General features: G+C 72.0%; 28 protein-coding genes and 1 pseudogene. 16 read left to right on the top strand and 13 right to left on the bottom strand.

The genetic code is table 11. The annotated features are described in order from the left end of the window. The first annotated feature begins 39 nt into the window (after window positions 1–39). Window positions 40–168 carry a hypothetical protein gene (locus tag AB0O48_RS32070; RefSeq protein WP_357255242.1) on the top strand — a complete coding sequence of 43 codons (129 nt, stop codon included), beginning with the start codon at window positions 40–42 and terminating at the stop codon, window positions 166–168. A 37-nt stretch (window positions 169–205) separates the two neighbouring features. Here the strand turns inward: AB0O48_RS32070 and AB0O48_RS32065 are convergent, their stop codons facing one another. After that, window positions 206–880, bottom strand: coding sequence for a response regulator transcription factor (locus AB0O48_RS32065; protein WP_365069651.1), 675 nt, complete (start codon window positions 878–880; stop codon window positions 206–208). Next, entirely contained in the window at window positions 877–2121 is a 1245-nt protein-coding gene (locus AB0O48_RS32060) for an ATP-binding protein (RefSeq protein WP_365069649.1), read from the bottom strand. Before AB0O48_RS32060 ends, AB0O48_RS32065 begins: the two co-directional genes overlap by 4 nt. Before the next feature lie 136 nt (window positions 2122–2257). On the opposite strand from AB0O48_RS32060, the gene AB0O48_RS32055 reads away from it, so the two are divergent. The 3 genes and pseudogenes from AB0O48_RS32055 to AB0O48_RS32045 form a co-directional block, all read left to right on the top strand. Beyond that, a complete protein-coding gene (locus AB0O48_RS32055; RefSeq protein ID WP_365069647.1) occupies window positions 2258–3472 on the top strand; it encodes a hypothetical protein in 1215 nt (404 codons plus the stop codon). Then, the gene (locus AB0O48_RS32050; RefSeq protein ID WP_365069645.1) at window positions 3469–4263 is read left to right on the top strand and encodes a class I SAM-dependent methyltransferase; all 795 of its coding nucleotides are present in this window, start codon (window positions 3469–3471) and stop codon (window positions 4261–4263) included. Before AB0O48_RS32055 ends, AB0O48_RS32050 begins: the two co-directional genes overlap by 4 nt. Window positions 4264–4336: 73 nt before the next feature. Then, window positions 4337–4471, top strand: a pseudogene (locus AB0O48_RS32045) (class I SAM-dependent methyltransferase); the annotation flags it as partial. Between the two features lie 38 nt (window positions 4472–4509). Here AB0O48_RS32045 and AB0O48_RS32040 read toward each other — a convergent pair. Together AB0O48_RS32040 and AB0O48_RS32035 are read right to left on the bottom strand one after the other, a co-directional pair. Then, window positions 4510–5040, bottom strand: coding sequence for a GNAT family N-acetyltransferase (locus AB0O48_RS32040; protein WP_365069643.1), 531 nt, complete (start codon window positions 5038–5040; stop codon window positions 4510–4512). Between the two features lie 92 nt (window positions 5041–5132). Continuing rightward, a complete protein-coding gene (locus AB0O48_RS32035) occupies window positions 5133–6440 on the bottom strand; it encodes a ricin-type beta-trefoil lectin domain protein (protein ID WP_357255317.1) in 1308 nt (435 codons plus the stop codon). Between the two features lie 631 nt (window positions 6441–7071). Between AB0O48_RS32035 and AB0O48_RS32030 the strand changes: the two genes are divergently transcribed. The 9 genes from AB0O48_RS32030 to AB0O48_RS31990 all read left to right on the top strand — a co-directional run bounded on the left by AB0O48_RS32030 (window position 7072) and on the right by AB0O48_RS31990 (window position 15863). Further along, window positions 7072–7308 (top strand): hypothetical protein, encoded by a 237-nt coding sequence (locus AB0O48_RS32030; RefSeq protein ID WP_357255225.1) that lies wholly within the window; start codon window positions 7072–7074, stop codon window positions 7306–7308. Between the two features lie 235 nt (window positions 7309–7543). Next, a complete protein-coding gene (locus AB0O48_RS32025) occupies window positions 7544–8374 on the top strand; it encodes an alpha/beta hydrolase (protein WP_357571213.1) in 831 nt (276 codons plus the stop codon). Further along, entirely contained in the window at window positions 8371–9630 is a 1260-nt protein-coding gene (locus AB0O48_RS32020; RefSeq protein ID WP_357255220.1) for a SpoIIE family protein phosphatase, read from the top strand. Before AB0O48_RS32025 ends, AB0O48_RS32020 begins: the two co-directional genes overlap by 4 nt. Window positions 9631–9783: 153 nt before the next feature. After that, a complete protein-coding gene (locus tag AB0O48_RS32015; protein ID WP_365069640.1) occupies window positions 9784–10449 on the top strand; it encodes a GntR family transcriptional regulator in 666 nt (221 codons plus the stop codon). A gap of 81 nt (window positions 10450–10530) precedes the next feature. After that, a complete protein-coding gene (atzF, locus tag AB0O48_RS32010; protein WP_365069638.1) occupies window positions 10531–12333 on the top strand; it encodes an allophanate hydrolase in 1803 nt (600 codons plus the stop codon). Window positions 12334–12372: 39 nt separating this feature from the next. Then, a complete protein-coding gene (locus AB0O48_RS32005; RefSeq protein ID WP_365069636.1) occupies window positions 12373–13062 on the top strand; it encodes an isochorismatase family cysteine hydrolase in 690 nt (229 codons plus the stop codon). Window positions 13063–13071: 9 nt separating this feature from the next. Next, window positions 13072–13764: a cysteine hydrolase gene (locus AB0O48_RS32000; RefSeq protein WP_365069634.1), complete on the top strand. Its 693-nt coding sequence runs from the start codon at window positions 13072–13074 to the stop codon at window positions 13762–13764. Between the two features lie 12 nt (window positions 13765–13776). Further along, the gene (locus tag AB0O48_RS31995; protein WP_365069632.1) at window positions 13777–15405 is read left to right on the top strand and encodes a regulator; all 1629 of its coding nucleotides are present in this window, start codon (window positions 13777–13779) and stop codon (window positions 15403–15405) included. A gap of 80 nt (window positions 15406–15485) precedes the next feature. Further along, window positions 15486–15863 (top strand): AtzH-like domain-containing protein, encoded by a 378-nt coding sequence (locus AB0O48_RS31990; protein ID WP_365069630.1) that lies wholly within the window; start codon window positions 15486–15488, stop codon window positions 15861–15863. A 41-nt stretch (window positions 15864–15904) separates the two neighbouring features. On the opposite strand, the gene AB0O48_RS31985 is transcribed toward AB0O48_RS31990, so the two are convergent. Next, window positions 15905–17035 (bottom strand): PEP/pyruvate-binding domain-containing protein, encoded by a 1131-nt coding sequence (locus tag AB0O48_RS31985; RefSeq protein WP_365069628.1) that lies wholly within the window; start codon window positions 17033–17035, stop codon window positions 15905–15907. Between the two features lie 87 nt (window positions 17036–17122). On the opposite strand from AB0O48_RS31985, the gene AB0O48_RS31980 reads away from it, so the two are divergent. Continuing rightward, the gene (locus AB0O48_RS31980; RefSeq protein ID WP_357255198.1) at window positions 17123–17767 is read left to right on the top strand and encodes a transcriptional regulator; all 645 of its coding nucleotides are present in this window, start codon (window positions 17123–17125) and stop codon (window positions 17765–17767) included. A gap of 9 nt (window positions 17768–17776) precedes the next feature. Beyond that, entirely contained in the window at window positions 17777–18379 is a 603-nt protein-coding gene (locus tag AB0O48_RS31975) for a histidine phosphatase family protein (RefSeq protein WP_357255197.1), read from the top strand. A 9-nt stretch (window positions 18380–18388) separates the two neighbouring features. Here AB0O48_RS31975 and AB0O48_RS31970 read toward each other — a convergent pair whose 3' ends face one another. The 7 genes from AB0O48_RS31970 to AB0O48_RS31940 form a co-directional block, all read right to left on the bottom strand. Next, window positions 18389–19000, bottom strand: coding sequence for a DM13 domain-containing protein (locus tag AB0O48_RS31970; RefSeq protein WP_357255194.1), 612 nt, complete (start codon window positions 18998–19000; stop codon window positions 18389–18391). 95 nt (window positions 19001–19095) lie between these two features. Next, entirely contained in the window at window positions 19096–19938 is an 843-nt protein-coding gene (locus tag AB0O48_RS31965) for an S-methyl-5'-thioadenosine phosphorylase (protein WP_357255192.1), read from the bottom strand. 31 nt (window positions 19939–19969) lie between these two features. After that, window positions 19970–20383, bottom strand: a complete 414-nt coding sequence (locus AB0O48_RS31960) for a hypothetical protein (RefSeq protein ID WP_357255190.1) — start codon at window positions 20381–20383, stop codon at window positions 19970–19972. Beyond that, window positions 20380–21528 carry a molybdopterin-dependent oxidoreductase gene (locus AB0O48_RS31955; protein WP_357255186.1) on the bottom strand — a complete coding sequence of 383 codons (1149 nt, stop codon included), beginning with the start codon at window positions 21526–21528 and terminating at the stop codon, window positions 20380–20382. Before AB0O48_RS31955 ends, AB0O48_RS31960 begins: the two co-directional genes overlap by 4 nt. Continuing rightward, the gene (locus AB0O48_RS31950; protein ID WP_365069689.1) at window positions 21525–22139 is read right to left on the bottom strand and encodes a methyltransferase domain-containing protein; all 615 of its coding nucleotides are present in this window, start codon (window positions 22137–22139) and stop codon (window positions 21525–21527) included. Before AB0O48_RS31950 ends, AB0O48_RS31955 begins: the two co-directional genes overlap by 4 nt. A gap of 95 nt (window positions 22140–22234) precedes the next feature. Beyond that, window positions 22235–22915 (bottom strand): DUF2064 domain-containing protein, encoded by a 681-nt coding sequence (locus AB0O48_RS31945; RefSeq protein WP_357255183.1) that lies wholly within the window; start codon window positions 22913–22915, stop codon window positions 22235–22237. Further along, on the bottom strand, window positions 22912–23589 hold the full coding sequence (locus tag AB0O48_RS31940; protein WP_357255181.1) for a glycosyltransferase family 2 protein: 678 nt from the start codon (window positions 23587–23589) through the stop codon (window positions 22912–22914). Before AB0O48_RS31940 ends, AB0O48_RS31945 begins: the two co-directional genes overlap by 4 nt. Before the next feature lie 147 nt (window positions 23590–23736). On the opposite strand from AB0O48_RS31940, the gene AB0O48_RS31935 reads away from it, so the two are divergent. After that, on the top strand, window positions 23737–25092 hold the full coding sequence (locus AB0O48_RS31935; protein ID WP_357255179.1) for a hypothetical protein: 1356 nt from the start codon (window positions 23737–23739) through the stop codon (window positions 25090–25092). Here AB0O48_RS31935 and AB0O48_RS31930 read toward each other — a convergent pair. After that, window positions 25064–26143 (bottom strand): NAD-dependent epimerase/dehydratase family protein, encoded by a 1080-nt coding sequence (locus AB0O48_RS31930; protein WP_357255176.1) that lies wholly within the window; start codon window positions 26141–26143, stop codon window positions 25064–25066. The two genes, AB0O48_RS31935 and AB0O48_RS31930, sit on opposite strands and share 29 nt — an antisense overlap. Window positions 26144–26233 lie beyond the last annotated feature (90 nt).

Below are 26233 nucleotides of genomic sequence, written 5' to 3'. Positions count from 1 at the left end.
AGTCCCGAACGCCTACCTCCTCAGTGGACGGAAACTGCCATGCTGGACAACCTTGCCGTGGTCGGAGGTCCGAAGACGCCGGTCTCCCAACCGGTGCTGATCGGCTTCTTCGTCCTCGTCGTGGTGGCCATCGTCGTCATCCTGTTCCTGCGCTCCCGGAGCAAGTAGCACGCGCGACCGGTCGGCCCGGCACGCCGACAGGGGACTAGCGCTGCTCGCCGCCCGGCATGCGGGTGTGGGCGCGTGTCTCCCACGCCCACTGCGCGATGCCGACGCGATTCCGCACGCCCAGCTTGCGGTGGACGCTGGCCAGGTGGGTCTTGACGGTTCCCGTGGTGATGAACAGTCTGGCGCCGATCTCGGGGTTGGTCAGACCGTCGGCCACCAGGGAGACGACCTCCATCTCGCGGTCGGACAGCGCGGGTTCCGGCTTGCGGGCGGGCGCGATCGTGGTCCGGGAGAGTTCGCGGAGCAGCCGAACCGTCACGGTGGGGCTGATCAACGCGTCGCCGGCCACCGCGGCGCGAACCGCCTCGGTGAGAAGCGCCGGCCCGGAGTGTTTGACGAGGAATCCGCTGGCGCCGTGGCGGAGCGCGGTGTGCACGTAGGCATCGAGATCGTAGGCCGTCACCACCACGACGCGCGCCGCGACGGGAGCGTCTGCCGCGCACAGCCTGCGTGTCAGTTCGAGTCCGTCCATCCCGGGCATGCGGATGTCGGCGATGACGACGTCGGGACGCAGTCGCCGAGTCAGGGTCAGCGCCGTCGCACCGTCGGCGGCCTCGCCGACGACCTCGATGTCCGTGGCGGCCCCCAGGATGGTGCGGAACCCGAAGCGGACGGAGTGCTGATCATCAGCGAGGAGTACGCGGATGGTCATGCTGTCGTCCGCAGCACGTCGGCGGGCAGGTCGACACGTAGTTGCCATCCAGCGGGCGACTGCGGCCCGTAGTCGAGCGTGCCGCCGAGCATGTCGACTCGTTCGGCCAGGGCGTTCAGCCCGGTGCCGCTGCGCCGTCGTACCGGATCGCGCCGACTGTGCATCGGTGCGGAGCTCTGCTGGTCGGTGGGTGACGTGTTCGTCACGGCCACGGTGACGCCTTCGAGCCTGCGGTGCAGCCGTACGTCGACGGCGGCCCCGGGGTGGGCATGGCGGCGCACGTTCGTGAGCGCTTCGACAACCACGCGGTAGGCGGTCGTGCTCGCCTCGGGCAGCAACGAGGATTCGAGTCCCGGATCGACAGCGACGGTGACGGGTCCGTCCCAGGCGGCCGCGTACCGCCGGATCAGGTTCGGCAACTCGCTGGCATCCGGCAAGGGCGTGCGGACCGCGCCAGCGACATCCTCAAGTTCCCGGAGCAGCCGGATGGTGCGATCCATCGCGTTCAACGCGCGGGTGCCGTCCGCCTCGATGGCCTGGAGTACCTCGGCGACGTCGACACCCTCGTCGAGCAGGATCCGTCCGGCCTGCGCCTGGATCACCATCGCGCTGACGTCATGGGCGACGAAGTCGTGGAGGTCGGTGGCGAGTTGGACGCGTTGCGCCCGGCGAGCCAGCCGGACGGCGCGTACCCGGGCCTCGTCGAGGCGGCGCAGGTACCGACCGGCGGCGATGCCGGCGAACCCGGCCAGCGACCAGAAGACGCAGACGGCGACGCGGTCGCGCCAGCCCAGTTCGGCGGCCCCGGTGATCGGAACGGCCAGCACGCTCTCCGCGAGGATCGCCACGGCGACCGTCAGTGTCGAGATGCGGGACGTGGCCATCCGGCAGACCAGGGCGAGGTAGGCGACCAGGACTGCCGTGGTCAGCAGGGGCCACGGCCCCGCCGGCATGGGAGCGCCGGCGTGGTGCCACAGCGCCACCGCGCCGAGTGACAGCACGGACACCACGACGCTGCTCACGCCGGTCAGGTGCCGGGCGCGCGGCCAGATCGCCGCGTGCCCGGCGAGCGTCGCAAGGGCCAGCACGGCTACGAGGGCGAGCGGTGGGTGGCCGCCCGAACCCCAGACCCCGGCCGGTACGACGACAGCGAGGCAGGCGCCGATCGCCGCAGTTGCTCGTGCCGTACGGCTGCGGGACACGCGCCCGTACCGGGCTCCCAGGGCGTTCAGCGAGATCACGAGGTCACCGTAACCGCGTCGCGCTGCCGACCGGTATCTACCGATCGGCAGATGGCGAGGGGTTCCTGAGCGCGGCGATGCTGGCGTCACGATGCCGGTCACGGGCGTGGCTGGCTCACCCACGGGGAGAACAGAGATGCACGCAGCACTGACGGATGACGCCCCGGCGTCAGCACACCATCGATATGTCGCCGGCTGGCCGGAGACCGGCGTCCTGGTCGGGTCCCTCCTGCTGGTCGCTGTCGGGGTCCGGTGGTGGCTGCGACCGAGCAGCTACCCGTTCGGCCCGCAGGACCGGTTCGCGGATCTCTCCCTCATGACCTACGTGCCGTCGGACACGGCTGTCGTGCTCGCCCTGACGGCCGGCGTCGTCGGGCTGGCGCTGGTCGGTCTGCTCCGCAGCGGCCGGGTCGGCGCGGCGGTCCGGGTCGGCGGCATCGTGGTCGCCGCCGTCGCGGCGACGCTGCTCGGCTTCCTGGTTCCCGACATCCAGGTGCTCACCATCACCGCGTACCTGATGACGCTGGCGGTGCCTGCCGCGATCACCGCCGCACTGGCCACGCGCCTGTTCAGGTCCGCGAGGCCACGCAGCGGTCGCGCCGCGGGCGCCGGTGGCATCACCGTCGGAGCGGCAGCCTTCGTCGCGCTGCTGCTGTGGTTGGGCTACATCGCCCGCGACGCCGAACCGATCGGCTACCGACCGTTCGTCGTGTTCGGATCCCTGGCCGTCGGCGCCTGTTGGGCTGCGGTGTTGGTCCGTCTCCTGCGGCACCACCGCGGCCACTGCCAGTCCTGTGGACGCCCGGGAGCGGCGTGGACGACACCAGCGGCGGCGTCGTCCTGGGGTCGCGTCCTGACCTGGGCCGCCGCCCTGTGCCCCCTGCCGTACGTGGTGACCAGACTGAGCTGGCTGACGCCCTGGCCCATCGGGGAAAGCGCCGAGACCCTCGCCGCACACCCCGGTCTCCGCATCTTCGGACTGGCCCTCGCGGTCGCCGGCGAGGCAGGCACCTGGCTGACTCTCGGCTTGATCCGGCCCCGCGGCGAGGTCTTCCCACGCTCGTTGCCGTTTGTCGGCGGTCGCCCAGTACCCGTCCACGCGGCGGTCATACCCGGCCTGATCGTGGCCCTCATGATGTGCATCGCCGGCCATTCGCTGGTACAGCAGTCCTTCGGGGCCGGAACCGACCTCTCGGATCATCTCCTGGTCCTGTTGATGCCCTTCCCGCTCTGGGGGCTCCTGCTCGCCGCCGCCACCCTCGCCTACTGGTACCGGCGACGCCCCGAGTGCCGCGTGTGCACACCTGTCCCGACCGGCGTCCCAGGGGTCCATGGGAGAGTGCATCCGTGACCACGTGGGCTTCCGGCGACTATCCGGCCATGGCGCGGCGGCTGATGCCGGTCGCCGAAACGGTGGTGGCGGCCGCCGCGATACGGCCGGGTGAACGGGTGGTCGACGTGGCCACCGGTACGGGCAACGCGGCGATACTGGCCGCCCGGTGCGGAGCCCGTACCGTCGGGGTGGACCTGGAGCCGGCGCTTGTGGAGCTGGCCTGGCGTCGGTCCGCGGACGACGGCCTGACGGTCGACTGGCAGGTCGCGGACGCCTGTCGCCTGCCGCTTCCCTATGATGCGGCCGACGTGGTCCTGTCGGTGTTCGGCGTGATGTACGCGAACGACCACGAAGCGGCGGCCCGGGAACTGAGCCGGGTGTGTGCCCCCGCGGGCCGGGTCCTGCTGGCCGCCTGGACACCGGGCAGTCTGCTGCCGGCCATGGGCCAGGTGCTCGGCGGATATCTACCGCCGCCTCCGGCCGGAGGCGCCCCACCGAGCCGATGGGGTGACCGCACGCTCGTCGGCCAGCTCCTGGCAGACGCCGACCTGCGGATCACGTCGACGGTCGTGCACCGGTTGGGCCTGAGCTTCGCCAACGCCGACGCGGCGACCAGCCTGCTCATCGACACCGCCGGTCACGTCGTCACCGAACGGGATCGGCTGGTGGCCCAGGGCCGGTGGGAGGCGTTGCGCGCGGACCTGCGCTCGTTCGTCGGCGACCGTGGGGTGGCCGACGGCGGTCGCTTCCGGTTGGAGGTCGAGTACCTGCTCACGACGGCGGTACCGGCAGCAGCGGTGACGCCGTGACGCGGGCCGGTCTGGACAAGCAGCCGTCAACGGTCGCCGCGATGTTCGACGGCGTCGCCGAACGGTACGACCCCTGACCGAGTCCATTCGCGTCTGGCCGGATCAGCGGGACCTGGCGGAGCGGATCGCCGCGTCGGGCTGGCAGCGGGTGGGTTGGCGCAACCTCAGTGGCGGTGTCGCCGCGCTGCACCGCGCCACCCGCCGTTGAGGACGTGTTCGCCCCATCGCGGAGACAGCGGGTACGACTCAGTCGACCCGCCGGGCCAGCACCTGCCCCGGCCAGGAGCCAGCTCGGAAGGTGTCGGTGGGGGTGAACCCGTTGCGCTCGTAGAACGCCACCAACTCGCCACCACCGCCCGCCCAGCAGTCCACCCGGAGCAACCGCACGCCGGCGCGTCGGGTCTCCTCCACCGCGTGCGCCAACAGGGCCGCTCCGAGGTGTCGACCGGCGAACCGTCGGTCGGTCACCAGGAGGCGGACGTACCGCTCGGGTTCTGCCGCGGGCGCGATCGGTGCGCGCGGGCTGGGCCCGGAGTCCAGCACCAGGGTCGCGGCTGGTGTCCCGTCCAGCTCAGCGATGTACGGGAAGTTCTCGGTCAGGTACCGGTCGACCAGGTCGGCCCCGCCGGGCTTCGCGGAGAACGGGGTGGTGCCCCACTGCTCGGTATTGCCCCGATCGTTCATCCACGTCACCGCGGCGTCGAGCATCTTCAGTACGGCGGGTGCGTCGGCCGGGCTACCGCGTCTGATCCGTACGCCGTCGGTGCTGTCCTGCATGGCGAAATGGTAGGCGGGCCGGTAGCCGACGGCGACGCGCCGCCCGGGAAAGTGCCCGGGCGGCGCGTCGCCGGCAGTAGCCGGATGTGGCACTAGGCGCGCGTGCTCCACTGCTGGTTGGCGCTGCCTTGGCAGGCCCAGAGGTGCAGTTGCGTTCCGTTGCCCGTGCCGGAGTTGACGGCGTCGAGGCAGAGCCCCGACTGGGCAGAGGTGATGGTGCCGTTGGCGTTCAGGTTCCACTGCTGGTTGGCCTGGCCGTTGCAGTCCCAGATGATGACAGCGGTGCCGTTGCTGCTGCCCGCGCCGCTGGCGTCCAGGCACTTGTTGCCGTAGACGGTCAGGGCGCGGTTGGAGGTGTGGGTCCAGCGCTGGTTGGTGCGACCGTGACAGTCCCACAGCGCCGGGCGGGCCCCGTTGGTGGTGCTGGAACCGGGGACGTCGACGCAGCGGCCGGACTGGCTACCCACGATCTGCACGTTCTGCTGACCACCCGGCGGCGGGCTCGACGGCGGGGGAGTGGTGGTGGGCGGTGCGCTGGTGGGCGGCACGGTGGACCCGAACTGGCTGAAGAACCGCCACACCTCCTGCTTGACCCAGCTCCGCGCGCCGCTCTCACAGCCGGCACACCCGTCCACCGGTCCCTGCTGGTGGCCGCCGTCGAAGGCGGCCCAGAGCACCGGGTATCCGGGCTGGCACGAGTACGCGGTGGTGATGTGGGTCAGGCTGCCCGCCCGCGGTTCCGGCGGGGTCTGCGCGGCACAGCCGTTGTTCCGGACGAACCTGTCGCGCAGCGACCGTCCGCTCCCGATGTTGTCGTTGATGCCGTGAATCCCCAGGTACGCCACTGGCTGGGTGCCGCCGCTGCATCCGCTGATCGCCCCGGGGGCGGCGATTGCCGCGACCGCACGGAACACGTTCGGCCGGGAACACGCCAACGAGTAGCTCATCGCGCCGCCGTAGCTGAACCCGACCGAGAAACGTTGGGTGGTGTCCACACAGAGCGCGTTGTCGATCATGCGGATCATGTCGTCGGTGAAGGTGACGTCCTCACCGTTGGAGTTGCCCCAGCCGCCGTTGAGGCCCTGCGGGGCGACGAAGATCGTCGTGTTGTTCGCCTGCGAGAGCATGCCGTAGTAGGCCCACGACGCTCCGTCGGTGCCGCCGCCCGCGACCTGGCTGGAGGTGCCGCCCAGCCAGTGGAACCCGAAGGCCAGCCGGTGGGCATAGGTGTTGTTGTAGTTGTCGGGCAGCCGAAGGATGAAGCTGCGGCTCTTTCCGCTGCTCTGGATGGTGTGGGTGCCGCTGTTCAATCCGGGCGCCTTGCCGCAGCCGGCGGTGCTGGCCGCGGATGCGGATGCGCCGGTCATGATGACGTACGCCCCGACGGCGACCATCATCATGGCGGCCATGGCCGCCCCTATCCAGGGGGTGGTGAGTTTTCGAAGTGGCACAGTCAAACCTCCTTGGGTATGCGTTGCTGACGACGTGCGGCATTCGACCCGCGTCGGCGACACGCAGCTGGGCGGACGTCCCGTTCTGATTGGCGGGACAACGACCAGCGGGGGACGGCGTGGCTGGACGCGGCGATGCCGGAGTCCGCACGGGCAGGGACGGGCGTCGCGGCGGCGATCGCCCGTCGTCTGGGCAGGACGACTGTGCGTCCTGCCGCGGCCGTGGGGATGTTGCCGGCCGCCCGTGCACGGGTATGACGCGTGAAGGCGGAGCTGACTGTCGGCCGATCCGATGGCATCGTGATCCTTCCGCAGTCGAGATCCGTTTACCGCGCCGAAATAGATTAGCATCATCGTCTGACGTATGACGTCACTACGTAGCGTGATGCTGGCCGACGGTCCGCTGCCCGTTCCGAGCGCGACGCCGATGCGCCGGAGATGCCCCGCAGATCGTCGCGGTGCAGCTGGCTCTCATCTGGACGGTGTCCGTGCACCCCCTCGCCGGCATGGTCGAGGGTGTGTCGAGCACTCCTCGGGGTAGCGGTAGGGGAAGCACGCAGGGACCCCGGAGGAGGACGAGATGACCGAGCCCAGGTATGTACCGATCGCACTGGCCGCCCCCGAACAGCTCATCGACGACGACGGCGCGGGTGCCGACGCTGGCGGGGAGATCGTCGGCGCGGACGACGCGGCGGCCGACGCCGCCCGGACCGGAGCGGACGTGGACCTGTCCCACGCCGCCCGCGACAGCGACGGCGTTCCGACAGGTGCCGCGGACGCCGAGGCCGACCGCCACCGTGCCGCCGGCGACGGGTGAGCCGACGCGGTGCCACCGACCCGCCCCGCCGTTGCCTGGCGGCGGGGTGGGCCGGAAACGCCGCCGTCGAACCCGGAACCGGCAACGCCGGTGGCCGAGCCGCACGCGGCGTTGGCGGCACTCGGCGTGGCGCAGGTCACGGCGGCCGTGGCGGAGGTCGAGCAGACCGGACCCGCATCCGCCGCGCCGGCGGCCACCTCCAGCCCAGGGCAGGTGAGCCCTGCTTGGACCGCCGATGCGGGTGATGGAAGATGGGCGGATGCTTGTGCGGGACCGCAACAACGTGATGGTGACCGGTCGTGAGGGCGGCCCGACTCTTGTGCTCGCGCACGGCTTCGGCTGCGATCAGCAGATGTGGCGCCATCTGGTCGCCGAAATCGGACAATGGGCCCAGTTGGTGTTGTTTGATCATGTCGGATCAGGTAAGGCCGACCCGATGGCCTGGGACGCAGACCGGTACGCCTCCCTGGACGGCTACGCCGACGACGTGCTGACCATCTGCCAGGACCTCGACCTCCAGCAGCCGATCTTCGTCGGGCACTCGGTGAGTTCGAGCATCGGGGTCCTCGCGGCGAACCGCGAACCGGACCGCTTCTCCGCACTTGTCCTGGTCACCCCGTCGCCGTGCTACATCGATGACGAGAACTACCGGGGCGGCTTCACTCGCGAGGACATCGACGACCTGCTCGATTCACTCGACAGCAACTACCTCGGCTGGTCGTCGACCATGGCGCCCGTGATCATGGGCAATCCCGAGCGGCCGGAGCTGGGTGAAGAGTTGACGGCTAGCTTCTGCCGGACGGATCCCGCCATGGCGCAGGTGTTCGCCCGGGCGACGTTCCTGTCCGACAACCGCACGGATCTCGCCAGCGTGAGAGTTCCGACCCTGATCCTGCAGTGTGCTCAGGACGCCATCGCACCGCCCGAGGTGGGGGCATTCGTCCATCGGCAGATTCCTGGAAGTCGACTCGTCACACTGGATGCGACGGGGCACTGCCCGCAGTTGAGCGCGCCGGAGGCGACGGCCGCAGCGATCACGTCGTTTGTCAGGGCCGCCTACCGATGACCGCCACCGCGGGGCCCGACCCGGACGGTCAGGGCCTGGGCGATGACGGGAGTGCCCAGCCGAGTGGGGTCGGTTTTCCTGCCCTGCTTGAAGACAACCTCGAAGACCTGTACGAAAATGCGCCCTGCGGGTACCTGTCCACCCTGCTGGACGGCACCATCGCGAAGATCAACGAGACGTTGCTGGGCTGGCTCGGCTACCGCCGCGAGGAGCTCGTCGACCGGCGTCGCTTCAGTGATCTGCTCACCGGTGGCGGCCGGATCTACCACGAGACCCACTTCGCGCCGATGCTCGCCATGCAGGGCGAGATCGCCGGTGTCTCCCTCGAACTTCGCACCAGGGACGGCTCCCGGATGCCGGTCCTCGTCACGTCAGTCGTCAAGACCGGCAGCGAGGGGCAACCCCAACTCATCCGGACGGCCATCTTCGACGCGAAGATGCGCCGCGCCTACGAACGAGAGCTTCTCCACGCCCGCAGGGCCGCGGAGCGCGAGGACCAACGGCTACGACATCTCGTCAGCCAACTGCAACGCAGTCTCCTGCCCGCCGTACTGCAGACCCCGCCCGGGCTGGAGAGCGCCGCGTACTACCGGGCCGCCTCCACCGACCAGGTCGGCGGCGACTTCTACGACCTGTTCCCGCTCATCGACGGCCGCTGGGGGTTCTTCCTCGGCGACGTCAGCGGCAAAGGCGTCGAAGCGGCCGCCGTCACCGCCCTGGCCCGCTACACGTTGCGCGCCGCGACCGTCTACGACCCCGATCCCGCTGCCGCGCTGCACAACCTCAACACCGTGCTCTGGCAGGAATACCGCTCGGACGCGCGCTACTGCACCGTCGTGTTCGGCATCCTCACACCCACGCCGGCCGTCGGCGGTTTCACCGCGATCATCGCCAGCGGCGGGCACCCGGAACCGTTGCTGCTGCGTGCCGACGGCGCGACCCACTACCACCCCACCAAGGGCCGTATCGTGGGGGCCTTCCCGCAGTCCCGGTACACCAACACCACGATCGTGGCGAACCCCGGCGACACGTTGTTCCTCTACAGCGACGGACTCACCGAGGCTCGTGTCGATGGCGGTGAGACCGCCGACGGTCGCTACGGAGCGGCGGCTCTCGCCCGATTTGCCGGCTCTCTCGCGCCCGCCACCGCCGCCGATACCGTCGCCGCCGTCACCGATCTGCTTGACACGTTCGGCGACGGGCTCACCGACGACACCGCTGTCCTGGCCATCGGCGCCCCACCGATGCGACGCTGACCGGCCAAACCCCAGAAACCCGCTGGTTGCCGGCCGCCGATCGGCGCGGCGCGACGCCGGGCGATGCCGTCGGAGGCGGCGGCACCGGAGACAGGCCGTACGAGGCGACCAGGCCACACCGGTCGGCCGGGGGCGGGTGGCAGACTCATCGGCGTGAACGACGTGGCCGCTTCGTCGGTGGATGGTGAGCTGGAGAGCGTCAGTCTGGTGGACCTCGCCGTCTCCCGGCTGACCCGGGAGATCCTCAGCGGCAAGAGCGACCCGGGCGAACGCCTCGTGGAGGAGCAGCTGACCCGACGGCTGGGGATCAGCCGGGCTCCGTTGCGGGAGGCGCTGCGGTTGTTGGCCCAACAGGGACTGGTCGAGCACGTGCCGCGGCGGGGAGTCCGGGTGGCCACCCTGTCGGACCGCGACGTGCAGGAGCTGTACGAGCTGCGGGACATGTTGGAACAGTTCGCGGTGCGGGCCGGGATCCCGGTCGGCCGGGAGAGCGACCTGGCCGGGTTGCGGGCGACCCTGGACCAGATGAGGGAGGCGACCCGGTCCGGCGACCGGATGGCGGTCGCCGAGTCGCACCGGGAGTTCCACGTCGCGCTGGTGGCGCTCGCCGGTAACCGCCAACTGTCCGCCGTGTACGGCTCGATCCTGGTGAAGTTGCAGCTCTACATGGCGATCAACCTGCGCCGGGAGGCCGAGCTGGCGCAGCCGCTGGACGGGGTCCACCGGCACGAGCGGCTGTTCGAGGCGGTCGCCGGGGGAGACCCGGAGGAGGTGCTCACCGTGCTCGCGGGGCACGGGGCGCGCTCGTACCTCGGTTAGGCGCGGCGCGGCCCGGGTGCCGTCATGTCGTCGTTACACAGCGCGCTGGTTCCCGTAACAGTTCGGTCGACAATCGACTGTATGCCAGAACCAGTAGGGTCCATTTCGGAGCTTCGGTCGGCGTACCGCGATGGCGGCCTGACCCCGGCGGCCCAGGCCGAGCGCGTCCTGGACGGGCTTGCCGGACGTGCCGGCGGGCCGGTCTGGATCAGCACCGTCCCGGCTGAGCACCTGCGCGAACGCGCCGAGTCGCTGACCCGCCACGGTGATCCCGCGCTGCCGCTGTACGGCATCCCGTTCGCGGTCAAGGACAACATCGACGTGGCCGGCATGATCACCACCGCCGGCTGCCCCGACTTCGGGTACCGCGCCGCCGAGGACGCGCCGGTGGTGCGCCGACTGCTCGACGCCGGCGCGATGCTCGTCGGCAAGACCAACCTCGACCAGTTCGCCACCGGCCTGACCGGCGCACGCTCGCCCTACGGCAGCTGCGAGAGCGTCTTCGGTGGCGGGCTGATCTCCGGCGGCTCCAGCTCCGGCTCCGCGGTTGCGGTCGCCGCCGGCCAGGTCAGCTTCGCCCTGGGTACGGACACCGCCGGCTCCGGTCGGGTGCCGGCGGCGCTGAACGGGATCGTCGGCCTCAAACCCACCCGGGGTCTGCTCAGCGCGGCCGGTGTCGTGCCGGCCTGCCGCTCGCTGGACTGCGTGTCGGTCTTCGCCGCCGACGTCGCCGGCGCCGTCGAGGTGTTGCACGCGGCCCGTGGCGTCACGGCGGCCGACCCCTGGGGACGTCCGCTGCCGGCGGAGCGGGTGGTTGCCCGCCTGCCGGGGACGCTCCGCCTCGGAGTGCCCCGGGCAGAGGACCTGGAGTTCTTCGGCGACGCCGGGCAGGAGGCTCGGTTCGTCGCGGGAGTGCAACGGCTGCGCACCTTCGTCGGGACCCCTCGGTCGGTGCCGCTCGGCGACTTCTTCGAGGCGGGCGACCTGCTCTACCGGGGACCCTGGGTCGCCGAGAGGCTCGTCGCGCTGGACGGCTTCCTGCGGTCGCATCCCGAGTCGGTCCTCGCGGTCACCCGGACCGTGCTGGAGACCGGGCGGCGCTACGACGCCATCGACGCCTTTCGGGGCCAGCACCGCCTGCGCGAGCTGCGGGCGCAGGTCGACCAGCTCTGGCAGGACATCGACGTGCTGGTCGTGCCCACCGTCGGCACCACGTTCACGCTCGACGAGATCGCCGAGGACCCGATCGGGCGTAACGCCATGCTCGGCCGCTACACCCAGTTCGCGAACCTGCTCGACCTGGCCGCGGTGACCGTACCCAACGGGTTCACCAGCACCGGTCGCCCGGCGAGCCTGACCCTGGTCGGCCCGGCGTTCAGCGACACCACCCTGTCCCGCCTGGCCGCCACCCTCACCGACGGCGGCCCACCAACCCGAACGGTCGAGGTCAGCTCACCACCGGTGCAGCGTCCGGCGGAACTCCTGGTCGCCGTGGTGGGCCGGCACCTGACGGGCGAGTCCCGCAACGGTGAGCTGGTCGGGCAGGGTGCCGCGCTCGTCGACACCGCCCGCACCGCGCCGCTCTACCGGCTCGTCCGGATGGACACCCCCGACGGCGAGGGACTGCCCGGCCTGGTCCGCGTGGCACCGGACGAGCCGGCGGGTCATTCGATCGAGGTCGAGCTGTGGCGACTGCCCGGCTCCGCGGTCGGCGGTCTGCTGGCCGGGGTCCCGGCCCCACTCTCGCTCGGCTGGGTTCGGCTCGACGACGGGCGCGACGTGCTCGGTTTCCTCTGCGAGGCGTACGCCGCCGGCCCGCCGGCCGAGGACATCAGCGCCACCGGAGGGTGGCGGGCCTACCGCCGCGCCGCCACCCGGCGCTAGCGCGGACAGGCACCAGCGACGACGACAGGAGGCGAGAGGATGGGCAGCATCGGGCCGGTACCGGCCAACCCCTACCCGTGGCCGTACGACGGCGCGGCGGACACCGCGCGAACCGCACTGCTCTGTATCGACTGGCAGACCGACTTCTGCGGGCCGGGCGGCTACGTCGACGCGATGGGTTACGACATCGGCCTCACCCGGGCCGGCCTGCCGGCCACCGCCCGGCTGCTGGAGCACGCCCGGTCAGTTGGAATGCTCGTCGTCCACACCAGGGAGGGGCACGACCCGCAACTGTCGGACCTGCCGGCGAACAAGCGGTGGCGGTCGGCCCGCATCGGCGCCGAGATCGGCACGCCCGGCCCGGCCGGCCGGATCCTGATCAGGGGCGAGCCGGGCTGGGAGATCGTGCCCGAGGTCGCCCCGGTGACCGGCGAGGTGATCATCGACAAGCCCGGCAAGGGCGCCTTCTACGCCACCAACCTCGACCTGGTGCTGCGCACCCGGGGCATCACCCACCTGATCCTCACCGGCATCACCACCGACGTCTGCGTGCACACCACGATGCGCGAGGCGAACGACCGGGGGTACGAGTGCCTGATTCTCTCCGACTGCACCGGCGCCACCGACAAGGCCAACCACGACGCGGCACTGCACATGGTCACCATGCAGGGCGGCGTCTTCGGCTGCGTCACCACATCCGACGACGTCATCGCCGCCACGGCCCAGTGAGGTGCGCCCATGTTGACCATCCCCGCCGCACGGCCCGGCCCGTACACCTTCGACCTCTCGGCCACGGCGCTGCTCGTCATCGACATGCAGCGCGACTTCCTGGAACCCGGCGGGTTCGGTGCGAGCCTGGGCAACGACGTCGGCCAGTTGCGCCGCACCATCCCGCCACTCGCGGCGCTGCTGGCCGACGCCCGCACCGTCGGCCTGACCATCGTGCACACCCGCGAGGGGCACCTGCCCGACCTGTCCGACTGTCCGCCGGCCAAACTCAGCCGCGGAGCGCCCAGCATGCGGATCGGTGACCTCGGACCCAAGGGCCGGATCCTGGTCCGCGGCGAGTACGGCCACGACATCGTCGACGAGCTGACACCGCTGCCTGACGAGCCGGTCATCGACAAGCCCGGCAAGGGCGCCTTCTACGCCACCGAACTGGACGGCCTACTCGCCGAGCGGGGCGTCCGCAGTCTCCTGGTCACCGGGGTCACCACCGAGGTGTGCGTGCACACGACCGTCCGGGAGGCCAACGACCGCGGGTACGAGTGCCTCGTACTCGCCGACTGCGTCGGGTCCTACTTCCCCGAGTTCCAGCGGGTCGGGCTCGACATGATCGCCGCCCAGGGCGGGATCTTCGGGTGGGTCGCCGACTCGGCGCAGGTCCGCGCCGCGCTGCCCACCACCACCGTGTTGCAACCCTCTTCCTGACCGGGAGCAGCCATGGTCTCGACCAAGCCCACCGTCGCCCCGCTCCCGTACTGGGTGCGCGGCGACACCAACGCGTTCTTCGGCTTCGGCGTCAACGTCCTGGTCAACGTGCTCACCCTGACCGGGCTCTGCCTCGCCGTGGTGAACCTTCCCGAGGGGGAGGTGTTCGGCACCATCCTGCCGGCGCTGGGCATCGCCCTGGTCGCCGGCAACATCTACTACACCTGGCTGGCCCGCCGGCTGGCGCGACGGGAGAACCGCACCGACGTGACGGCCCTGCCGTACGGGCCGAGCGTGCCGCACATGTTCATCGTCATCTTCGTCATCATGCTGCCGATCTACCTGCGTACCCAGGACCCCGTGCGGGCCTGGGAGGCCGGGCTGGCGTGGGCCTTCATCATCGGCGTGATCGTGCTGATCGGCGCGTTCGTCGGGCCGTACATCCGCCGGTACGCGCCCCGGGCCGCGCTGCTCGGCACCCTAGCCGGAATCTCCATCACGTTCATCTCGATGAACCCGGCCGGGCAGATGTGGCGGATGGCCTGGGTGGCCCTACCGGTCTTCGCGTTGCTGCTGATCGGCCTGCTCACCGACGTCAAGCTGCCGTTCAACTTCCCGATCGGGCTCGCCGCGCTGCTGCTCGGCACCGCGATCGGCTGGGTCGGCGGGGCGATGTCGGTGCCGGACGTCACGGCCGCGGCCCGGGACATCGCGATCGCCGTACCCTCGTTCAAGCTGGACCTGCTCCTCACCGGGCTGGCCGACATGGCGCCGCTGCTGGCGACGGCGATCCCGCTCGGCGTCTACAACTTCACCGAGGGCATGACGAACGTGGAGAGCGCCGCCACCGCGGGGGACAACTACAACCTGCGCAGTGTGCTGCTGGCCGACGGCGCGGGCGCGGTGATCGGGGCCGCGCTCGGCTCGCCCTTCCCGCCGGCCGTCTACGTCGGGCACCCGGGGTGGAAGGCGGCCGGTGGTCGCAGCGGCTACTCGATGGCGACCGGTGTGGTGATCGCCGTCCTGTGCTTCCTCGGCATGTTCGGGCTGCTCGGCGCGATCTTCCCGACGGCGGCCATCGTGCCGATCCTGCTCTACATCGGATTGCTGATCGGCGCACAGGCGTTCCAGGCGACCCCTCGGGCGCACGCCGCCGCGGTGGTCGCCGCGCTGATCCCGAACATCGCGGCCTGGGCGACCGGGCAGATCGACAACGCGTTGGCGGCGGCCGGCACCACCGCCGCGGCGGTCGGCGACGATGCGCTCAACGGCGCGGGCGTGGTCTACGACGGGCTGCTGGTGCTCGGTCAGGGCGCGATCCTCGCCGGCCTGGTGCTCGGCGCGGTGGTGGTCTTCATCATCGACAAACGGTTCGTCCGGGCCGCGATCTTCGCCGGCACCGGCGCTGCGCTGTCGTTCATCGGGCTGATCCACGGCGAGCGCGTCGAGTGGAACGCCAACGGCCAGGTGGCACTCGGCTACCTCTTCGTCGCGGTGATCTGCGTGGTCTTCGCGCTGGGTCGCCCCACACCCCGCGAGCCCGACCCGGAGGAGGCCGCACTGGAGCGGGAGCATGGTCCGGCCGACCTCGACACCGATCGGGCCGACGGCGAGCGGCGGACGTCGGCGCTGAGCGGCTGAGCCGGCGGGCCCGGTCGGGGGCGGCAAGCCACCGACCGGGCCGGCCAGTTCCCGACCACCGGATCGAAGGGACGCACCGCATGGAGATCGACCGGACGGACGTGGTCGCCGAGGTGACGGCGGCCTTCGCCGCCTACGAGCGGGCGCTGGCCGACGGCGACGCCGAGGAGATCTGCGGGTACTTCTGGGACTCCGAACAGACCGTGCGTTTCGGCCTCGCCGACCATCAGTACGGGTTGGACGAGCAGCGCAAGTGGCGGGCCGCGCAGCCACCACTGCCGGCCGGCCGCCGGCTGGTCGATCCGGTGGTCACCACGTTCGGCCCGGACCTGGCGGTCGTGACGACCCGATTCGGGTACGCCGGCACCGCCGCCACCGGGCGGCAGACCCAGACCTGGGTACGCCTGCCCGTCGGCTGGCGGATCGTCACCGCGCACGTCTCCGTCTCGGCGGGCTAGCTTCGTGGCCGACGCAGCGTGCTGCCGGGCGCCACTCGCGATCAGGGATCGAGGAGTGCGACCCGGCCGGTGCTCCCGTCCACCCGCACCAGCGCGCCGTCGGGCAGGGCCGTCGTCGCGTCCGCGACCGCCAGGACGGCCGGGAGGCCCTGCTCGCGGGCGACGATCGCGGCATGCGAGAGGAGACCGCCGATCTCGGTGACGACCGCGGCGACCACGCCGAACAGCGGGGTCCACGCCGGATCCGTGGTGCGGCACACGAGGACGTCACCGGGCCGGACCCGAGCGAAGTCGGCGGGGCCACGCACGACGCGCACCGGCCCGGTGGCGCGGCCGGGGCTGCCGGGCGTACCGGTGCGGGCCTGACCGCCCTCGCCGCCGACCGTTGGCGCGGGAGGGAGGGCGCTGGTGACCGGGCGCGACTGGAGGATCCAGATCCGGGAGCCGGCGATCGCCCACTCGACATCCTGCGGGCCACCCAGCAGGTCGGCTGCCCGCCGGCCGAGCTGCGCAAGCCGGGTGAGCTGGTCGTCGGTGAGGCAGAAGCGCTCCCGGTCGGCCGGTGCCACCTCGCGGGTGACCGTGCGGTCGACCCGGGTCTCCTTCGTGCCGAGCGACCGGTGGGTGATGTCACCGCCGGAGAGCGTCCACGAGTCCGGGGTGACGTGGCCGCTGACCACGCTTTCCCCCAACCCCCAGGACGCCTCGATCCGGATGTCGTCGCCGGTGAACATCACCCCGGCGACGTCCGCGTCCACCATGCGCTGCACCAGCACGGCGATCGACGGCGACGGTGTGTCGCCCTGCCGACGCCGATATTCCACGGCACGCTCGGACCACAGCGACAACCAGCATCCGCGGACGGCGTCCGCCACCTGTTCGGGGCCGCGCACGCCCAGGAAGGTGTCGTGCTGCCCCGCCGCGGTGGCGTGGGCGGTGTCCTCGCTCGTCGCCGACGACCGCACGGCAAGGTAGCCGTCCCCGATCCGCGGGAGCGCCTGAGCGATCTCGTCGATCAGCTCCGCCGGGAGACCGTCGTCGGTCTCCCGGTAGGCGGTGGTCGGTACCACGAACCCGGGTGGGACCGGCATGCCCGCGCGGAGAAGCCGGGCGAGCGCGGCGGCCTTGCCGCCGGACGTCGCCGGTTCGGCGTCGCTCAGGTCGATCAGCAACAGGCCCCCTTTCAACTGCTGGGCGAGCCTACCCGGACCCGAAGCGCCACGTTGACGTCCGATGCGGGAGTCGGAATGCTGATCACCATGACGCATGCCTCAGCACCGGACCTGTCGGTTCTGCACGCCGTGCGGGTCGCCGGGGTGGCCAACGACGCGGCCGTCTCCGGCCGCACCGGCGTCGACCTGGAGACGGCCGCCGAGCTGCTGTTGGACTTCGAGGCGTACGGGTGGGTGACCCACGTCGAGTTCGGTGGCACCGGCGGGTGGACGCTCACCGAGCGCGGCCGCGAGCAGGACTCCCGGAAGCTTGGCGAGGAGCTGGACCAGGCGGGCGCGCGAGCCACCGTCGAGCAGGCCCACAAGGAGTTCGAGACCCTCAACGGGCGACTGGTCCGGGCCTGCACCGACTGGCAGCTGCGGCCGGTCGAGGGTGACCGGTTGACGTCCAACGACCACACCGACCCGCAGTGGGACGGCCGGGTGCTGGACGAGCTCACCGCGATCGGCGTGGAGCTGACCCGGCTGATCGGCGCGCTCGTCAGCGTGCTGAGGCGGTTCGACGGTTACGCCGACCGGTTCGACGCGGCGCTCACCCGGGCTCGCGCCGGGGACGGGCGGTGGGTGACCGGGGTGGGGGTCGCATCGTGCCACGCCGTGTGGATGGAGCTGCACGAGGACCTCCTGTCGACACTCGGGATCGCCCGCGACGCCGCACCGGAAAGCCGATAGGTTCCCGCCGTGGCTGTCCGATACCTCTACCTGGCCCGACACGGTGCGGCGGACGCCTTCGGCCAGCTCACCGACGTGGGACACCGGCAGGCAGACCTGCTCGGTCGGCGTCTCGCCGGCCTGCCGATCGACGCGGTGTGGCACTCGATGCTGCCGCGTGCCGCCGCGAGCGCGCGGGAGATCGCCAAGCACCTGCCGGACGTGCCGGTCGCCGAGGCGGCCGAACTCGTCGACCACGTGCCGTACGTGCCGAACGCGGACGAGATGCCCCGCTCCTGGGCCGGCTTCTTCGACGGCTACGACGAGGCCGAGGCGGCAGCCGGCACACGCATCGCGGAGGCCCTGGTGGCGAGGTTCACCACGGCCCCGGAGCGCACCGAGCCGGACTCGCACGAGGTGCTCATCACGCACGCGTACCCGATCGCGTGGCTGGTACGGCACGCGCTGGCGGCCCCGCCCACCCGGTGGCTCGGCCTGGACAGCGCGAACACCGGCCTCACCGTGCTCGAATACCGGGCCGGCCTGTCGCCCACGCTCGTCATGTTCAACGACCAGAGCCACCTGTCGGGTGAGCTGCGCTGGACGGGGTTCCGCTCGGCCGCACGCCCGTGAGGGGCCGGGTCAGGTGGTCTTGATGTCGGCCGCGCCGAAGGAGACCGAGAATCGCTTGCACCAGATGGAGACACTCCGGAAGTCACGGGGGTCCACCGAGGTCGGTAGGTCGTACACCTGGTTGCCCTTGTTGCCCTTGAGTCGTGCCAGCTCGACCCATTCGCCGTCGTCGAACACGTGCCAGCCGGCCGTGCCCCGGATGACCGGTTGGTCGGTCAGCCACACCCGCAGATCCGGCCCGTTCGACGTCTTGAGGTCGCGCAGGACGAGCTGGTGGCGTCCGTTGGCGAGCCGGTGGATCTCGGCACTGCCCGTCGTCTGGTGCTCGTGGGTGACGAACGTCCCGGCGGCAAGGATCTCGTTAGCCGCCGGTGTGGCCTTCGACGCGGGGGCCGGGGTCGCGGGGGCCAGGGTCGTGCGGGTCGGGGTCGTGGGGGCCGGGGTCGTGGAGGTCGGCGCGGGGACGGTCGACGTCGTCCCCGCGCCCGGGAGCGCCTCGTCGACGTAGGTGTCGGTGAACAGCTTCCACGGCTGAAACCAGGAGAGGGCCAGGGCCGTCACGACGACGGCGGAGACGAGGGCGGCCCAGGCCACCGGCGACCGGAAGATCGGCTTTCCCATCACCGCAGCGTACGGCCGCGGCAACCGTCGAACCCGTCGCGAACCCTTGCGGAACCCTTACGAATCGGCAGCTGTCGACAACCCCGCCCCGATTCTCAGGGGAGCGTGATGCCGGTGTCCGTGCCGGACAGGGCCTCTGCGCACGGGCAGCCCGCCTGGTCCGCCGGCAACGTCTGGATCGCGTCGCCGAGCAGGACGCGCAGGCGTTCGACGTTTCGCGCGAAGACCGTGAACACCTCCTGTTGGGTGACGCCGTGCCCGACCTCGACGCCGGAGTCGAGGTCGGTCACCAGCGACAGCGCGGTGTAACACAGGGCCAGTTCGCGGGCCAGCACCGCTTCGGGGTGACCGGTCATGCCGACGACCGACCAGCCCTGCTGGCCGTACCACTGTGATTCGGCGCGGGTGGAGAAGCGCGGCCCTCCGATGACGACAATGGTGCCGCCGTCGACCGGCTGCCAATCAGCGTTGCGGGCGGCGTCGAGGACGATGGCGCGCCCCACCGGACAGTAGGGGTCGGCGAACGGCACGTGGACGACCCCGGGAAGTTGCCCGTCCCCGCGGGGCCGCCCGTCGTAGTAGGTCTGCTCGCGGCCGGCGGTCCGGTCGACCAGTTGGTCCGGCACGACGAGGGTGCCGGGACCCAGATCCGGTCGCAGACCGCCCACGGCCCCCGGTGCGAGCACCTGCCGGACGCCCGCTGCCCGCAGCGCCCACAGGTTGGCCCGGTAGTTGATGAGGTGCGGGGGGAGGGTGTGCCGACGTCCGTGGCGGGGCAGGAACACCACGGGTCGCCCGGCGACGCTCCCGACGGACAGCGAGTCGCTCGGCGGTCCGTACGGTGTGTCGACCGTGACCTCGCTGACGTCGTCGAGGAACTCGTAGAAACCCGACCCGCCGATCACGCCGATCGGCGGGCGGGCGTTGCCTTCTGACATGTGCACGTCTCCTCGGAGGCGGGTGGGGGACTCAGGAACGGTTGGCGCCGCGCCGGCCGACGATCGTGGTGACGACCAGCACGAGCACGATGACGCCCCAGACGACGGCCAGCCCGGCCGCGAGCCCCAGTGGGTAGTCACGGTCCGGCAGGCCGGGGTTCGGAGGCGCCGATGGCGGTCGCCACAGCAGGGGCACCGCGATCAGCAGCAACGTGGCGCTGGCCAGCAGGCCCGCGCCGATCCAGGCCCGGCGGAACCGGTCGGTCACCAGTCGGCCCAGGGCCAGCCCGACAAGTCCGACAAGTGGTGCCACCAGGATGTCGTGCAGCAGCGGACCGCCGAGCAGCCACGGCAGGGTGGTGGCGAGCTGGGGGAGGAGCAGCCAACCGCCGTACGCCGCCGCGGCGGTGCCGAGCACGAGCAGGAGCAGTCGGACGGTTCTCACCGCAACACCTCCAGCCGGGCCACCCACTTGGTCTGGAGCACACCCGGTCGGCTCGGCGCGATGAGACGGCAGGGGTACCCGTGGTCCGGCGACAGCTCCTCGCCGTTGATCCGCAGTGCGAGCAGGGTCAGCGGGTCGCTGGCGTGGGCCGCGGGGAGGGTGCTCGCGGCGTACAGGCCGTCGGTCTCCAGGGAGGTGACGCGAACCGGTCGGCCGGTGGGTGCGCCGGCCCGGCGGAGCAGGTGGACGACGGGCACACCGGTCCAGTGGGCGGAGGCGCTCCAGCCCTCGACGCAGGCGATCGGCAGTTCGGCCGTGCGCTGCGGCAGGGCCGCCAGGTCGGCCAGGGACAGGGCGTACCGCCCGCCCGGCCAGACGATCTCCAGCCGCCAGTCGGGTGGAACGGCGATGCGCGCGGCGGCGGCCGTCCGGTTGATCGGCACGCCCTGCGGTCCGGACGCGGACCGCCACGCCAGCGGGGACACCCGACGCAACCACGGGACGGTGACGCCGGCGGTGGCCAGCACGGCGATTCCGGCGACACCCGCCGAGGTACGCAGGAACGCGCGACGTCCGGACGAGTCCCGATCGTCTCGCCCACCGGCGCTGGGCCGCAGCGGCGTGCCCAGTGCCGCGCGGGCGATCGGGAGCTTCACCGCGACGTGCAGCAGCAACGCGCCCACCACCAGCCAGGCGACCGCGTAGTGCGCGGTCGGGAAGAAGAACCCCCAGGGGTACGACTGGGCGACGTTGAACAGGCCGGTGACCAGTTCGAAGAACGCCGCGCAGACCAGGACGAGGACGGAGATCCGTTCGAGGGCGTGGGCGGACAACCGGATCGGCTGGCGCAGGGGCGGCCGGACGAACAGCCGCGGGTAGACGCTCCACAGTTTGGCCAGCAGCAACGGGATCGCCGCGATGCCGGAGAGCACATGGACGCCCTGGGTGATCCGGTAGAGGTTGACCGGTCGGGTCGGCCAGGTGAACCAACCGGGCGGGTGCTGGAGGTAGTGGCTGAGCAGCCCGGTGCCGAAACACAGCCCGAACGCCACCCCGAGCCAGAGGCCGAGCCGGGCGGCGACCAGCGGTGAGTGCGACGGCGCGGTGAAGTCCTCGGGGGTGGGGACGCGGGGCTGGCGGATCATTGGCGGACCAACTCGGCGAACCAGCGTGTGCCGAACCGGAGACGGTCCGCCACCCGTAGGCCGGCAGCGGCGGCGGTACCGGCCAGCACGTCCGCACCGACCCGCGCCCAGGGAAACGTCGGCCCCTGACGTACCCCGTCGCCGGACGCCCCGGACAGCACGTACGCCTGTCCCTGCCACAGCCCGGCTCCCGGGGGTTCCACCTCGACCAGCAGCGTCCCGTCGGCCGCGAGCAGGGCCGCGCACCGACGCAGCAGCCGGACCGGGTCACCGCCGATGCCGATGTTGCCGTCGACGAGCAGGGCGTGAGCCCACCGCCCCTCGCCGGGCAGGGGGTCGAAGACGTCGCGTCGCAGGGCGACCACACCCCGGCCCTGGGTCAGCCGTACCGCCTCGGCGGAGATGTCCACCCCCAGGGCGACGAGACCGCGCTGGGCGAGTGCCCTGGTCAGTCGGCCGGGGCCGCAGCCGAGGTCGATCGTCGGCCCGTCGCAGCGCGCGGCGAGCGACTCGATCGCCGGTTCGGGAGGACCGTGCCAGCGCCGAACCGGCAACAGGTCGCGTCGTCCGTCGGTGTGCACCAGCCAGTGCTCGGACGGGGCCGGAGGCATCGGGGCGACCGGCGTACCGCGGGCATCCTGGTCGGCGGACCACCCGCCGAGCCCGCCCAGCGCCACGGCGAAACCGTCGAGGATCATCGTCGAACTCACCGGAGGCGTCCGTTCACCAGGTGGCCGCCCACCGACTCGACGGCAGCCGCGAAACGCGTGCCGGGCAGGTCGGCCGCGACCGCCAGCGCGCTGGGCCAGTCGTCGACATCCTGTTGCCCGGGCAGGATCGCCGGGCGTACGCCGTGCTCCCGGAGAGCGGCGAGGGTACGGCGACCGGTGTCGTCGGTGGACATGGGCACGTCGCGCAACACGCCCGCGTACGCCGGGTCGCGTAACCCGAGTGCCCACCAGCCGCCGTCGAGCGCCGGCCCGAACACGGCTCCGTGCGCGGCGAGCAATTCCAGGGCGGTGGTGAGCAGGGCCGGCCGGACCTGCGGGGTGTCCATGCCGATCTGTAGCACCGGTCGGCCGGGGAAGGCCGTGGCGGTGTCGGCGTGCGCGTTCGCGAGACGGTCGGCGAACGTGGCGCCGCGCTGTGCGACGAGGTGCCAGCCCGCCAGCGCTGCGGTCAGCTCCGCGCCGCACTCGGCATCGGCGAACCGACCGGTGTGGGCCAGCACGGGAATCGTCGCGGCGGTGGCGCGTACCGCCGCGAGGGTGTCCAACAGCGCCGCCGCCGCGACCCGGGCCGCCTGGGCGGGACTCGCCGGAGGACACAGGCGCGTCTTGGCCAGTCCCGCGACCGGTGCCTTCGCGACCAGGAGCAGGACGTTCACCGGCCACCGCCGACGCCGGCGCGCAGGACTCCGGCGAAGTCCCGGCTCGCCCGTACCGTGCCCCGGACCGAACCGGAGACCTTCGACCTGGTGCCGGCGGCCCGGGGCGCGTACGCGACGTCCAGCTCGAGGATCCGCCAGCCCGCCTCGGTGGCGCGCAGCAGCAACTCCAGGGGGTAACCGAACGCGCGGTCCTCAACGCCGAGTCCCAGGAGCGCCGCGTGCCGGGCCACCCGGATCGGGCTGATGTCGTACACCGGCACGCCGCGCCGCCGCAGCAGCGCGGCCACCAGCGCGTTTCCCATCCGGGCGTGCCACGGCCAGGCCTGCGCCGAGACCGGTCGACGCCTCCCGACGGCGAGATCCGCCCGACCGTCGAGCACCGCCGCGACGAGCCTGGGCAACTCGGCCGGGTCGAACGAGCCGTCCGCGTCGAGGACGCAGACCAGCTCCGCGTCCGCCGCCAGCAGGCCGGTGTGCACCGCCGCGCCGTACCCGCGTCTCGGCTCGTGGACGACACGCGCCCCGTACTCGGCCGCGACGGCAGGCGAACCGTCGGTCGAGCCGTTGTCGACCACGATGGCCCGGTAGCCGGGTGGCAGCCCGCTCAGGACGGCAGGCAGTGCGGCCGCCTCGTCCAGGCAGGGCAGCACCACGTCGATCGTTGTGTGCATACCGGCGACGCTAGGCCCGCCACGGTCCGTCCGGACCGCCGTCGCTCCTTACGAATCGCTTACGCGGCAGGGGATCTTACGAGTCCCTGACGTCGCGCCGTCGCGCCGTCGGATCCCTGGCCGGAGGTCGTATCGTCGGCCGTCACCATGACCATGATGACCCGGCCGGGACGACCCCGGTCCGCCGACCTGATCGTCATCGGCGCCGAGATTGCCCTGCTCGTCGTCGCCGTCACCGTCGGCGCACTGCTCAACCATCGGGGCGTGCAGCTCCACGCGGACGCCGCCCCGCTCTACGCCGCGTGGCAGCCCCATCTGGGTCCCGGCACTCCCGCCGCACTCCTCGTCGCGGCGCTGTTCGTCTGGCGGGGTACCCGCTGGGGGGCCACCGCGCGGTGGCCACTGCTGCTGGTCGTCGGCTACCTCGGCGCGGTGCTCTGGACGTTGTCGCTGGCCCTGGTGGACGGCTGGTCCGCCGGGTTGACCGAGCGGCTCACCGTGCAGGCCGAGTACCTGCACGAGGTACCCCGGGTGACGGATGTCGGTGCGATGGTGGCCGGCTACGCCGATCGGATCCTCGATTTCCAGCCCGACTCGTGGTCCACCCACGCCGCCGGTCATCCACCGGGAGCGTTGCTGTTCTTCGTCGTCCTGGAGCGGATCGGCCTGGGCGGCGGTACCGCCGCCGGGCTCGCGTGTGTGGTGCTCGGCGCCACGGTCGCCGTGTCGGTGCCGGTGACGCTGCGGGCGCTCGGGGCCGAGGATGCCGCTCGGGCGGTGTGGCCGTTCCTGGTCCTCTTCCCGGGGGCGGTCTGGGTGGGCGCGTCCGCCGACGGGATCTTCGCGGCGGTGATCGCCGCCGGACTGGCGCTGCTGGTGGTGGGTGGCCGACCCGGGGCCGTACTCGGCGGGCTGCTGCTCGGATTCGCGCTCTACCTGTCGTACGGGTTCGTCCTGGTCGGGGTCCTCGTGGTGACCGTGGTGCTGCTGCGGGCGCGGGACCGCCTCGGCGTGCTCCTGGTCGCGGCGACGGCGGTGGCGGTCGTTGTCGCCGGGTTCAGCGTCGCCGGTTTCTGGTGGCTGGACGGCTACCACCTGGTGGCGCGTCGTTACTACCAGGGCTGGGCGGCGGAACGCCCGTACGGCTACTGGATCTGGGCGAACCTCGCCGCCCTGCTGCTCTCGGCCGGGCCGGTGCTCGGGCCGGCGCTGCGCCGGGCGGTGGCCGCCGTGTCGATCCGACCACCGCTCCCGACGGCCCTGCGCCAGCGGATCGTCAGCGCCGGCCCCACCGTGTGGTTGCCCGTCGCGGCGGCGGTGGCCGTGCTCGCGGCGGACCTGTCCGGGCTCAGCAAGGCCGAGGTGGAGCGGATCTGGTTACCGTTCGCCGTCTGGCTGCTGGTCGCCACCGCGCACCTGCCCCCCGGACACCGACGGTGGTGGCTGGCGGCCCAGGCCGGCACGGCTCTCGCCGTCAACCACCTACTGTGGACGGTGTCCTGACCGACGCCGGCTCCCGCATCACCGCGGTGGTGAAGTCGGTGACGCCGGCGGCGAAACCGACTCGGGCGGTGAAACCCAGCAGCCGGGCGGCGCGGGCCGGATCGGCCACGACGTGCCGGACGTCGGCCACCCGCCCGCCGCCGACGATGACCGGCAGGGGTCCGCCCATCGCCGAAGCCAGCTCGTGGGCCAGCTCACCGACGGTGTGCGGTTCACCCGAGCAGACGTTGACCGGGACCAGAGGCTCCGGCGCCGGTGTCGTCAGGGCCAGCAGGTTGGCCGCGGCGACGTCGGTCACGTGGACGAAGTCGCGCCGCTGCCGACCGTCCTCCAGGACCCGCGGCGGTTGTCCGGCGGCCAGCGCCGACCGGAAGATCGACGCCACCCCGGCGTACGGAGTGTCGCGGGGCATCCTCGGCCCGTAGACGTTGTGGTACCGCAGCGCCCAGACCGATCCGCCGGTCTGCCGGGCCCAGGCGCCGGCGAGGTGTTCCTGGGCCAGCTTCGTGGCGGCGTACGTGCTGTGCGGTTCCAGCGGCGCGTCCTCGGGCACGAGACCGGGGGAGAGCGTCAGGTCGCACCGGGGGCAGATCGGCTCGTACCGGCCCTCGGCCAGGTCGGCGGCACGGCGACCGGCCGGCCGGACGATTCCGTGGACCGGGCAGTGGTAGCGGCCCTCGCCGTAGACCACCATCGAGCTGGCCAACACCAGCCGGCGTACGCCGGTGGCGTGCATCGCCGCGAGGAGGGTGGCCGTGCCGAGGTCGTTGTGGGCGGCGTAGCGGGGGGCGTCGGCCGGGTCGACGCCGTGGCCGACCATGGCCGCCTGATGGCAGACCGCGTCGACCCCGGCGAGCAGCCGGGTCAGCAGCTCATGGTCGCGCACGTCGCCGACCACGAGGTCGTGTCGCTGCGCCCAGGGCGGTGCCGTCGCACCGTGCGCCTCCGGCAGGAGCGCGTCGACGGCCACCACCTCGTGCCCCTCCTCGCCGAGCAGGTCGGCGACGTGGGAGCCGATGAACCCGGCAGCACCGGTGACAAGTATCCGCATTCCGGTCACCGTAGGACCCCGCGTACGCCCGTACCGGCCGGCCCGCGCAGCCGTAAGAACCTCGTTAGGTTTCGCCGGTGCGGTCGGCGC

The organism is Micromonospora sp. NPDC085948, assembly GCF_040686315.1.
In the GTDB taxonomy this organism is placed as follows: domain Bacteria; phylum Actinomycetota; class Actinomycetes; order Mycobacteriales; family Micromonosporaceae; genus Micromonospora.
Note: the sequence above shows the minus strand (reverse complement) of the source record. Positions and strands in the feature narration are given on the sequence as shown.

Excerpts from the sequence above, each read along its gene's own strand:
- AB0O48_RS32070 (WP_357255242.1), top strand. The coding sequence starts at position 40 with ATGCTGGACAACCTTGCCGTGGTCGGAGGTCCGAAGACGCCGGTCTCC.
- AB0O48_RS32040 (WP_365069643.1), bottom strand. The coding sequence starts at position 5,040 with ATGCAGGACAGCACCGACGGCGTACGGATCAGACGCGGTAGCCCGGCC.
- AB0O48_RS32055 (WP_365069647.1), top strand. The coding sequence starts at position 2,258 with ATGCACGCAGCACTGACGGATGACGCCCCGGCGTCAGCACACCATCGA.
- AB0O48_RS32005 (WP_365069636.1), top strand. The coding sequence starts at position 12,373 with ATGGGCAGCATCGGGCCGGTACCGGCCAACCCCTACCCGTGGCCGTAC.
- AB0O48_RS31935 (WP_357255179.1), top strand. The coding sequence starts at position 23,737 with ATGACCATGATGACCCGGCCGGGACGACCCCGGTCCGCCGACCTGATC.
- AB0O48_RS31980 (WP_357255198.1), top strand. The coding sequence starts at position 17,123 with ATGACGCATGCCTCAGCACCGGACCTGTCGGTTCTGCACGCCGTGCGG.
- AB0O48_RS31955 (WP_357255186.1), bottom strand. The coding sequence starts at position 21,528 with ATGATCCGCCAGCCCCGCGTCCCCACCCCCGAGGACTTCACCGCGCCG.
- AB0O48_RS31950 (WP_365069689.1), bottom strand. The coding sequence starts at position 22,139 with ATGCCTCCGGCCCCGTCCGAGCACTGGCTGGTGCACACCGACGGACGA.
- AB0O48_RS32065 (WP_365069651.1), bottom strand. The coding sequence starts at position 880 with ATGACCATCCGCGTACTCCTCGCTGATGATCAGCACTCCGTCCGCTTC.
- AB0O48_RS32030 (WP_357255225.1), top strand. The coding sequence starts at position 7,072 with ATGACCGAGCCCAGGTATGTACCGATCGCACTGGCCGCCCCCGAACAG.
- AB0O48_RS32035 (WP_357255317.1), bottom strand. The coding sequence starts at position 6,440 with ATGATGATGGTCGCCGTCGGGGCGTACGTCATCATGACCGGCGCATCC.
- AB0O48_RS31995 (WP_365069632.1), top strand. The coding sequence starts at position 13,777 with ATGGTCTCGACCAAGCCCACCGTCGCCCCGCTCCCGTACTGGGTGCGC.
- AB0O48_RS32025 (WP_357571213.1), top strand. The coding sequence starts at position 7,544 with ATGCGGGTGATGGAAGATGGGCGGATGCTTGTGCGGGACCGCAACAAC.
- AB0O48_RS31930 (WP_357255176.1), bottom strand. The coding sequence starts at position 26,143 with ATGCGGATACTTGTCACCGGTGCTGCCGGGTTCATCGGCTCCCACGTC.
- AB0O48_RS31965 (WP_357255192.1), bottom strand. The coding sequence starts at position 19,938 with ATGTCAGAAGGCAACGCCCGCCCGCCGATCGGCGTGATCGGCGGGTCG.
- AB0O48_RS31940 (WP_357255181.1), bottom strand. The coding sequence starts at position 23,589 with ATGCACACAACGATCGACGTGGTGCTGCCCTGCCTGGACGAGGCGGCC.
- AB0O48_RS31970 (WP_357255194.1), bottom strand. The coding sequence starts at position 19,000 with ATGGGAAAGCCGATCTTCCGGTCGCCGGTGGCCTGGGCCGCCCTCGTC.
- AB0O48_RS31990 (WP_365069630.1), top strand. The coding sequence starts at position 15,486 with ATGGAGATCGACCGGACGGACGTGGTCGCCGAGGTGACGGCGGCCTTC.
- AB0O48_RS32000 (WP_365069634.1), top strand. The coding sequence starts at position 13,072 with ATGTTGACCATCCCCGCCGCACGGCCCGGCCCGTACACCTTCGACCTC.
- AB0O48_RS32020 (WP_357255220.1), top strand. The coding sequence starts at position 8,371 with ATGACCGCCACCGCGGGGCCCGACCCGGACGGTCAGGGCCTGGGCGAT.
- atzF (WP_365069638.1), top strand. The coding sequence starts at position 10,531 with ATGCCAGAACCAGTAGGGTCCATTTCGGAGCTTCGGTCGGCGTACCGC.